The organism is Candidatus Jidaibacter acanthamoeba (assembly GCF_000815465.1).
Lineage (GTDB): Bacteria > Pseudomonadota > Alphaproteobacteria > Rickettsiales > Midichloriaceae > Jidaibacter > Jidaibacter acanthamoebae.
The window spans coordinates 1-3,991 of record NZ_JSWE01000074.1; the positions used below are offsets into that span (position 1 = coordinate 1).

The window sequence follows — 3,991 nt, forward strand, 5'->3', positions numbered from 1 at the left end:
TATATGCATATATGCAAGCGGTTGGGATGGTAAATGATCACTTAGTAAGTTGCTTCAGACATAAACTGGTTTAAATTATACCTCTCTTGCTTATAAAAACTCCTATGCTTCTTGGTATTTTTTCTCACCTAGAAACCCATAATAACTTAGCCTTTACTTGCCGCTATTTATTGCCTAGATAAATTCACATCAGAATCTAGCGGTTTGCTACCTATAATTTCTCTCCATTGCTTTTTAGGATTATTAATTTTATGGTTAGTACTAAAGTTTTGTTTAGCATGAGGGACTCTTTCTACTTTAGATACTTGCCTTTCAGAGAATGTCTTCTTCGCGGGTATTTCTTTAATATCTTGAATACCAGAAGAAGAGCCGATACCTAAAGAGGATGCTACATTAGTGCTCCTGGTAACCTCATCTATTTTTAAAAGATTAATGCCTAAGTTTTTATATTTTGATATAAAAAGGGGGCGAGGCCATTCATGAGCTTCTCTAGCTTCGATACTATGGTTTACTTCCCTATCACTCACTTGTATGCTATGTTGAGTGTTTCTATTATTAATTTGCTGAATAACTGTTGTACAATTTCTGCAACAAAGATTTGCACTTCCCATGTAAAGTGATGATTGCAGATCAAGAAGTACTTCTGAATTTTCTTCCAGATCATTTACATCATCAATATACTGTAAAATTCTCATTATTGGATGGATACCTTTAGGATATTTTTTATTACTAGTAAACGCTAAAGGCTTAGTAACTTCATTACAAAAACTCCTATTATTCTGCTTATGATTTACATATACCCATTCACTTTTCAATGCTTCACGCAATATACTATTACCTTCATTTTCCATAGTTAGATACTTAATAACTTCGTGCATTTCATTAGAAATCTTATTACCTATTTGATTCAATTTCTTCTGTATTTGCTTAGCCAAGTTATGCTTCTTATTTTTATATGCTTTTATTATTTGTCTATCATTATCTACACTTTTTTCAAAGGGTCTAATCTTGGTTTCTACTATTTGCTGTTGCTCAGTCTTTATTATATGTGTTTTAATTAGCTCATTTTCATTAACCAAGTTACCTAGACTTCTTTCTACTTGGCTTAGGGTTGTTTTTTGATATTCAATCTGTGCTTTAGAATAGCTATATTTTTTCTCTATGGAGTCTTTAACTTTCACATTTTTATCTAATTGTCCTCTCATATTTAAAAGGTTTTGTTTTGTTTCCTTTAAACATTGTTTCAAAGACATTATTTCTATAATATCGGGATTAGTGTAATCTTTTAACTTTTCATTAATTAATTTTTCTTTTAAAGTTTTCCTCCATTCTGCTACATCTTTATTTTTCCAGGCATCTTCATAAGAAAGGTTTTTCCTTACAATATAGTTAAAGAAGTTCATACTTTCTGTTATCAACTCATAGTTAGTTTCATTATTACTAGCAATAAAGACCTCTGCTTCATACAAACATAAAGCTGTGCTTTTCTCATTACCGCACATAAGCTCGGCGATTAAGTCCAATATTCTAAGTTTTTTATCATGCTTACTATACGGTCTAGTTAAAACACTCTGTTTACCTATCACCTTCTCTTTTCCCTTTCTTGTATTAAGTCTTAAATTTGAGGAAGAAATTTGATTCTTAGTATTTCTATCTTGAACTATCTTTCTTTGAACTTCAAACTTATGTAGTATAGGTTCTTTCCTGTAATTATCGTGTGTATTGTTCTTGCTATCTATTTTGTTTTGAGAAATATTGTTAGCAGAGCTTCTAGTAGGATTATAAGGTGTTAAGTAACTACCTATCAACCCCCATACTTCAGTTGGCAATACTATACCTGTTTGCTCAGTACTTTGTGCATTTTTTACTATACCTCTTAGCCTCAAAAAATTAAAATTGTAATAATCATTTATCTCTCTTTTTATTCTTTCATATCTTGATTTTACTTCATTATCTTGCTCATAACTGGCAACCTTCCCACTAATCATCCGTAAAAATAGTTGTATTTTAGGAAGATTGATATTTATTAAGCTTACTTCTTCAACTGCTTTACAAGTATCTTCTAGTATTTGGTTATTTTTACTCACATGTGTTTTTAATTTTTTTTGTAGTTCTAATAGATTTTTGTCTTTTTTGGTTATAGAAATATCTGTAAGATCAGTTGAAAGAATAGTTTTTTTCTTTTCTAATATTTCTAATAATAATTTTATTCCTCCTACTTTATAATTGTTTTCCATTAGATTAATTGAAGTAAACCTACAATTTCCATCCAACAATTTTCCTATATGATTAGCACCACTTCCTCCAATCTGATTTTTACTTATATCAAAAATATAAATACTTTGATTATTACTTAGTCCTGTACATAGTGTTTTTATCCCTTGATCCTTTAATTGATTCCCCCTTAAATTAATTGAAATAATCGTATGATTTTTAGTTAAAACATTAGCTAGATACTCAGCGCCTTTTTCTCCTATTTTATTATTACTAAGATTAACATGAGTAATGCTTTCATTATTAATTAGTATTTCAGATAATAATTTTATACCTTCATCTGTTATATTATTTCCTTCCAGATCAAGAGAAGTAATGACCTTATTATTGTCTTTTAATACATCTATTAAAGCTTTGAGACCTTCTACTCCTATTTTGCAATTAGCCAAATTAATACTAGCAATGCTTTTATTACTCTCTAGCATTTTACAATAAGCTTTTACACATTTATCCCCTAAATTATTACCTCCCAGGTTAACATAATTAATGCTATCTATCTGCATTAATGCTTCAATCAATGCAATGCTTCCCCTCTGCCCTATTTTATTATCACTTAGATTTATTTTAGAAGTTCTCCCGTTTATTATGATGGCCTCTGCAAGCGATATTGCTCCTTCATCTTCAATATTATTATGCTGTAAGCTAATCGTGGTAATACTTTTGTTTTCTTTTAGTATTTCAGCTACATAATATGCTCCCTCGTCTTGAAGATAGTTTTCCCCCAAATTAATTGCCTTAATAATTTTATTCTGTTTTAGCGTTCCAGCTAAAATTTTTATCCCCCTACTACCTATATTAGTGCGCAATAAGTTGACATAAGTAATAATCTTGTTGTCCTTTAATATATAAGCTAAAACCTCAGCTTCCTCTTTACCAATTATGAAGCCTTGTAGGTTAAGTACAGGAGATTTCCAATTATTTTTTAAAATATCAGCCAAAGTTTGGCTAGGTAATAAAAATAAAAAAGAAGCTGTTCTATTATCCACTGAATCCAATAATTCAGGTTGAAGTTTAAGTAATTCTACTATAGCTGCATGATTTTTTTCTTTACAAGCTAGTTTAAATCTATTTTGTTGATCTATTATTATGTTATCATGATTATTGACAGTCTCATTTTGCTTCATAGGAGCTTGCTTGATTTTATATTTAAAGTAGAATTATATTTTTTCTTTACTCTTGAGGCTACTTCTTTAATTTTAATTCTTTTGGCACATCTGTAAACCTTACTTAACCCACGTGAGTAAAGAGGAGAATATTGTTTAATTCCGATTTAAGTAATAAGACCTTTTTTAATAGGCCTCTTTCCTGTGTTAATTTTACTAATTCCTTTCTCAATTGATTCACTTCGTCATATATATTCACCTGGCTTCATTACCGGATTCTTAGGTTTTGAGTATTTATCAATCCAAGTAAATAAGTATTAACATTAATGCCTAACTCCCTTGCTGTTTGTGCAATTGATTGCGATGACTCATTAGCTAGCTCTGCCGCTGATTCCTTAAATTCACCAGAATATCCTTTTTGTTTTACTTCAGACATCTTATTTTATTTCCTAACTTCTAAGATTATATTATATAATCTGTCCTCTTTAGTATAGCCACCTCACTACTGCAATATTAAAATTGAATTTATCACATAAGCAAACAATTCTCATTATCAGAGGAAGAGCTTGACGACAACTCTACAGAGCGTCTAAAACTTCTTACTTGAGAATTAT

At 30.0% G+C, this 3,991-nt stretch carries 3 protein-coding genes; 1 reads left to right on the forward strand and 2 read right to left on the reverse strand.

Annotated elements, in window-relative coordinates; all coding sequences use genetic code 11:
• On the forward strand, positions 1–74 hold a 74-nt coding region (locus tag NF27_RS13250), incomplete at its 5' end, for a DNA-3-methyladenine glycosylase I (protein WP_161791776.1).
• 93 nt (positions 75–167) lie between these two features.
• Here NF27_RS13250 and NF27_RS02475 read toward each other — a convergent pair.
• Together NF27_RS02475 and NF27_RS12005 are read right to left on the reverse strand one after the other, a co-directional pair.
• Complete coding sequence (locus NF27_RS02475; protein ID WP_039455463.1) at positions 168–3,398, reverse strand: leucine-rich repeat domain-containing protein; 3,231 nt, start codon at positions 3,396–3,398, stop codon at positions 168–170.
• 247 nt (positions 3,399–3,645) lie between these two features.
• Complete coding sequence (locus NF27_RS12005) at positions 3,646–3,813, reverse strand: transposase (protein ID WP_152606825.1); 168 nt, start codon at positions 3,811–3,813, stop codon at positions 3,646–3,648.
• Positions 3,814–3,991 lie beyond the last annotated feature (178 nt).